The following is a 977-nucleotide window of genomic DNA, read 5'->3' on the forward strand; positions in this document are numbered from 1 at the left end:
TTCACCTACTTTAACCATTTCCAATAAGTTGCGGTTCGTGGCTGCGATTATTCGAACATCAATTTTTTTGGGCTTCGTTCCTCCGATTCTTTGAATCTCCCTTTCCTGAAGTGCCCTAAGTAGCTTTACCTGCAATTGTAGAGGAAGCTCACCCACTTCATCCAAAAATAAAATCCCACTCTCAGCCACTTCAAACATCCCTGGTTTCCCTTTTTGATTAGCACCGGTAAACGCGCCGCCTTCATATCCAAAGAGTTCGGATTCCAATAAATCCGCCGGAATTGCCCCGCAGTTTATCTTTACGAAATCTCCTTTTTTAGATCGGATGCTCCGGTTGTAAATATTACGGGCCAGTACATCTTTTCCAACGCCCGTTTCTCCTAAGATTAGTACTGTCGCATCAATATCCGAGATTCTTTCGGCAATCTCATAAATCATTTTCATCTTATCACTTACAAAAACAACCCCATCCTGACTTGTTATCTTTCGAAGTTTTTCAATTTCCTGCTTATATTGATTATTCAATTCATTTACTTTCGTCAATTCATGCATCAGTTCATTTAAATCTGACAAATCACGTATGTTCGTAACGACTTGCTCAATTTCACCTTCTTCATTAAAAACGGGACTTCCTGTAATTAATGTTTCTTTTCCAGCAAAATTATCCTGTACGACTGAAACCGTTCGCCGCAGCTTCACTACCTTATGTGTCACCGAAGTATTCAAAATACCTCGTTTGATTAATTGGTCCACCGATTTTCCGATATAATATTCTTTCGGAATGCCAGTAATCCGTTCAATCGCTGAATTTGTGTAAAGTGTAATGCCATTTTGATCGGTGATATAAATCCCATCATAGGAATTTTCAATAATGGCATCAAGAGCGCGATTCAGTTTTTCCGTTTCATGGGCATCAATCAATAAATTATCCAAAAATTGTGTTTCACTGCCTACATAAAGAATATCGCCATTATCCG

At 38.9% G+C, this 977-nt stretch carries 1 protein-coding gene; it reads right to left on the reverse strand.

Annotation, left to right across the window (positions count from 1 at the left end):
• The coding region (locus tag AC1DUW_RS30450; RefSeq protein WP_477644394.1) for a sigma 54-interacting transcriptional regulator at positions 1–977 on the reverse strand (977 nt) is incomplete at both ends.

This window comes from Peribacillus sp. P4_C12 (assembly GCF_056402095.1).